The organism is Caldimonas sp. (assembly GCF_046289365.1).
In the GTDB taxonomy this organism is placed as follows: Bacteria; Pseudomonadota; Gammaproteobacteria; order Burkholderiales; family Burkholderiaceae_C; genus Caldimonas.
The window spans coordinates 1-4,375 of the sequence record NZ_JBKBVU010000232.1 but is presented as its reverse complement, the minus strand read 5'-3'; the positions used below and the strand labels follow the sequence as shown (position 1 = coordinate 4,375).

3 protein-coding genes are annotated in these 4,375 nt (G+C 70.6%); 2 read left to right on the top strand and 1 reads right to left on the bottom strand.

Going from position 1 to position 4,375, the window contains the following annotated elements; translation table 11 throughout:
- The first annotated feature begins 252 nt into the window (after positions 1-252).
- Both lysS and ACK42S_RS15985 read left to right on the top strand, forming a co-directional pair.
- Positions 253-1,779, top strand: a complete 1,527-nt coding sequence (gene lysS, locus ACK42S_RS15990; RefSeq protein WP_409709794.1) for a lysine--tRNA ligase — start codon at positions 253-255, stop codon at positions 1,777-1,779.
- Positions 1,780-1,787: 8 nt separating this feature from the next.
- The gene (locus ACK42S_RS15985) at positions 1,788-2,351 is read left to right on the top strand and encodes a pyridoxamine 5'-phosphate oxidase family protein (protein WP_409709791.1); all 564 of its coding nucleotides are present in this window, start codon (positions 1,788-1,790) and stop codon (positions 2,349-2,351) included.
- Between the two features lie 18 nt (positions 2,352-2,369).
- Here ACK42S_RS15985 and ACK42S_RS15980 read toward each other — a convergent pair.
- The coding region (locus ACK42S_RS15980) for a zinc-dependent metalloprotease (protein WP_409709788.1) at positions 2,370-4,375 on the bottom strand (2,006 nt) is incomplete at its 5' end.

Sequence of the window (4,375 nt, the reverse complement as noted above, 5' to 3'; positions counted from 1 at the left end):
AGCGCTTCAGTGGCCATCAACAGCGAGAACACCCCCTGCTCGGCCGGCCCCCGGCGGGCCACCAGGCCGAGCAGGACCAGTCCCAGGCCCACGGCCGCCAGCCTCGACAGGAAGTGGCCGAGGGCCGAACGGGGCAGGGACGCGAGCATCGGGCAAGGGACGGTTCAGGGCCGGCGGCAGGCGGGAGACGGCCGGATGATACGGGCGCCGGCCCGGTAAAATTGTGGGTTTCCCGCCTTTTCGCCCCCCACCATGACCGACCGCGCGACGCCTGCCGCCGCCGAGGCTGCGGCCCCGGCCACCGACACCCACCAGCTGATCGCCGAGCGTCGCGAGAAGCTCGCCGCGATCCGCCGCCAGGGCGTGGCCTTCCCGAACGACTTCAAGCCCCAGCATCGGGCGGCCGCCCTGGTGCAGCAATATGGAGACAAGCCCAACGAGGAACTCGAGCCGCTCCAGCTCAACGTCAGCGTGGCCGGGCGCATGATGCTCAAGCGCGTGATGGGCAAGGCCAGCTTTTGCACGCTGCAAGACGCCACCGGTCGCCTCCAGTTGTATGTCACCCGCGACGGTATTGGTGAGGAGGCGTACGCCGCCTTCAAGCACTGGGACCTGGGCGACATCCTCGGTGCCGAAGGCCGGCTCTTCAAGACCAAGACGGGCGAGTTGTCGGTGCATGTGACGCGGCTGCGCCTGCTCACCAAGAGCCTGCGCCCGCTGCCGGACAAGTTCCACGGCATGACGGACCAGGAGCAGAAGTACCGCCAGCGCTACGTGGACCTCATCACCGACGAGGACGCCCGTCGGCGCTTCGTGGCGCGCAGCAAGGCCGTCAGCGCGATCCGCGAGTTCATGACCGGCCACGGCTTCCTGGAGGTGGAGACGCCCATGCTCCACCCCATCCCGGGCGGCGCCAACGCCAAGCCCTTCGTGACCCACCACAACGCGCTCGATCAGGAGATGTTCCTGCGCATCGCGCCGGAGCTCTACCTCAAGCGCCTGATCGTCGGTGGCTTCGAGCGGGTGTTCGAGATCAACCGCAACTTCCGCAACGAAGGCATCTCGGTGCGCCACAACCCCGAGTTCACGATGATGGAGTTCTATGCGGCCTACTGGAACTACCACGACCTGATGGACTACACCGAGGCGCTGATCCGTCAGGCTGCACGCGACGCGACCGGCTCGGCCACCCTCACCTACCAGGGCCGCGTGGTGGACCTGGAGCAGCCCTTCGCGCGCCTGAGCATCCGCGAGGCCCTGCTCAAGCACGCCCCGCGCCTGAACGAGGCCCAGCTCGACGACCCGGCCTACTTGCGCGAGGAGCTCAGGCTCCTGGGCCAGGAGGCGCCGGCCCATTGGGGCCTGGCGCAGCTTCAGTTCGCCGTCTTCGAGGAACTGGTGGAGGACAAGCTCTGGGAGCCCACCTTCATCATCGACCACCCGGTGGAGGTCTCGCCGCTGGCGCGCGCCTCCGACACCGACCCGTCCAAGACCGAGCGCTTCGAGCTCTACATCACCGGCCGGGAGATCGCCAACGGCTTCTCGGAGCTCAACGACGCCGAGGACCAGGCCGCGCGTTTCCAGGCCCAAGCCGCGAACAAGGCCGCCGGCGACGAGGAGGCCATGTATTTCGATGCCGACTTCATCCGCGCCCTGGAATACGGCATGCCCCCGACCGGGGGGTGTGGCATCGGCATCGACCGGCTCATCATGCTGTTGACCGACAGCCCCAGCATCCGCGACGTGATCCTCTTCCCTGCCCTGCGGCGGGAGCATTGACACCCATCATGACCCGCACTGAACGCCCCGCCACGCTCGCCGCCGTCGAGGCGGCGGTGTGGCAGGAGCTGGCCCGCGCCGCACAGGACCGCCAGCACGCCTGGCGCACACCGGTGCTGGCCACCGGGCTGGCCGACGGGGCCGATGCCCGCGTCGTGGTGCTGCGCGAGGTCGATGTGCAAGCCCGCACGCTGGTCTTCTACACCGACATCCGCTCGGGCAAGGTGGCGCAGCTCCTCGAACACCCCCGCGCCACTGTGGTGATGTGGTCGCCCACGCTGGGCTGGCAGTTGCGCTGCCGCGTGCAACTCAGCCTCGACACCCAAGGCGTGAGTGTGCTGTCGCGCTGGGCGCGGCTGAAGCTCTCGCCGGCCGCCCAGGACTATCTCTCGCCGCTGCCGCCGGGCCACACGATCGACGCCCCGGTGCGCCCCACGCTGCCCCGCGACGATCGCGGACATTTCGGCGTGCTCTTTGCCCGCATCGACAGCATCGACTGGCTGGAGCTGCACCGCGAGGGCCACCGCCGCGCCCGCTTCGACGCCGAGGGCGCGCGCTGGCTGCAGCCCTGAGGCCCCACGAGCCCGGCGTCAGGGCTGGCGCAGGAAGGACGCATCCAGCGAGCGCGCCAGCAGCGCGCGGCTGTCTTCCAGATGGGCCCGCGTGGTCACCGACCGGCCCGCACCGCGCACCGCCCCGTCGAGGTCGGCCAGCAACTGGCGCGCGAGCAGGCGCTGCAGGCTCAGGGCATCGGCCGGCAACGCCCCCGCCCCCCGCATGAGCAGCCCGGACAGGCGCTGCAAATGCTCGCGCTGGAGCTGGCGCCGCAGCGGCGCGATCTCGCCACCGGTGCGCAGCTCGCTCCACACCGCTTCTTGCAGCCCGCGGTAGACCTCGTCCAGCCCCAGCACCCTCTCCCCCGCCTTCGCATACAGCGGTGCCTCCAGCACCCTGGCGGCCGTGCCCGGGCTCAGCAGCCGGTCAAGCACCGTCGACTGCACACCGCGCACCAACTCGGGCACCGACACCGGGCCGGCGACGTTGCGGTCGAGGTAGTCGGTGGGCAAGCTGCGCAGGAACTCGGGGCGGAAGCGGAAGTTGTCCTGGCTGAACAGATGCCGCGTGAGGAAGGTGAGCGCACGGCGCTGCTCGGCGGCGGCCACCGGTGTGTAGGTGGGCCGCGCCTGCGGGCCCGGCAGGTCTCGCACCTGCACCAGCCCCCCGACATACTTGGCAGCCAGGTCGGCTGCCATGCGCAGCGGGCCGAAGCCGCTGATCATCGCGCGACGCGAACGCTGCGGGTCCTCGCCCGCCTGGGGCTCGCGCGTCTGCAGGCGCTGCCACAGCTCCTGCGACAGCACGAGGCGGCGCTCGTAGTAGGTCAGAGGATCGTCGCCGAGGTCGAAACGGTTGGCCAGTGGGTCGAAGCTCTCGAAGCCGCCCATCCCCCCGGCGTCGAAGTCGTCGGCATAGGCCAGCTCGGGCTCGCGGCTGCGCGAAGCGATGCGTGCCAGGCCTTGTGCCTCCTCGTCGGGAGCAAAAGGCCGGTAGGCGTACTCGATGGCCCAGTAGTCGTAGGGCCCGAGCGTGGTGTTCACGATCGCGCCTTGCGGCTGGCCCGCCGGGGCAAGGTTGTAGGCGTTGTAGTCCATCACCGAGCCCGAGATGCCGCGCTCAGCCGTGTAGGCCGCGTCGCCCAGCCGCGCAAAAGACACCGTGGTGGAGGCCTTGAAGTTGTGCTTCAGGCCCAGGGCATGCCCCACCTCGTGCATCACCACGTCCTTGATGACGGCCTGCACGAAGGCCTCGGCCTGGGAGCCGTCGGGGCCGACATCGCCCCGGGCCTGCAGCAGCTCCCAGGCGAACTGGGCCTCGGCGGCCACCTCGCGGGCATAGAGGCAGGCCCCCGGGGCGGCTTCACCGCGCCAGGCCGCGGTGAGTTCGGCCAGCCGTTCCTCGCTGCCCGAGCGCGGGGTGTCGACGATGAAGCGGCGCGCCCCGCGGGCGAAGAGGTCGGCGATCGCGATGTCGGCGTCCAGGATCTCACCGGTGCGCGGGTCGGCATGGTGCGGCCCGCGCGCCGAGGCCGCGTCGATGCCGACGAACCAGCGGATCGACGCGTGGCGGGCGTCCAGGGTGTCCCAGTCGGCATCGTCGGGCTGCTGGCGGGCCTCGATGGCCCCGACGAAGCCGATGCGCTCGAAGGCCCGGTTCCATTCCAGCACCCCCTCGCGCACCGCCCGGCGATAGCGCTCGGGGATGTTGCGGTCGAGCCAGAAGACGATGGGCTCACGCGGCGGCGAGCGCTCGGCCTGCGGATCGGCCTTCTCCAGCCGCCAGCGCGCGATGTGGTGCACCCGCGGCTGCACCGGCAGGTCGCGCGTGAGGTCGGTGTGCGCATGGGTGAAATGCCCCAGGCGCGGGTCCGCCGCGCGCGGGCGCATCGGCTCGGGCGGCAAGGCCAGGAAGTTGTAGACCAGGTCGACGAAGAAGCTGCGCGCATCGGGCAGCACCGTCGGCGGCGCCGGTTGCGGCACCGACACCAACCCAGTGGCCGCCGGCAGCAGCACCGGAACACGCAGCCCCATGCGGTTCT

What these genes read in the sequence shown, in the direction of transcription:
- lysS (WP_409709794.1), top strand. Translation starts at nt 253, where the DNA reads ATGACCGACCGCGCGACGCCTGCCGCCGCCGAGGCTGCGGCCCCGGCC.
- ACK42S_RS15985 (WP_409709791.1), top strand. Translation starts at nt 1,788, where the DNA reads ATGACCCGCACTGAACGCCCCGCCACGCTCGCCGCCGTCGAGGCGGCG.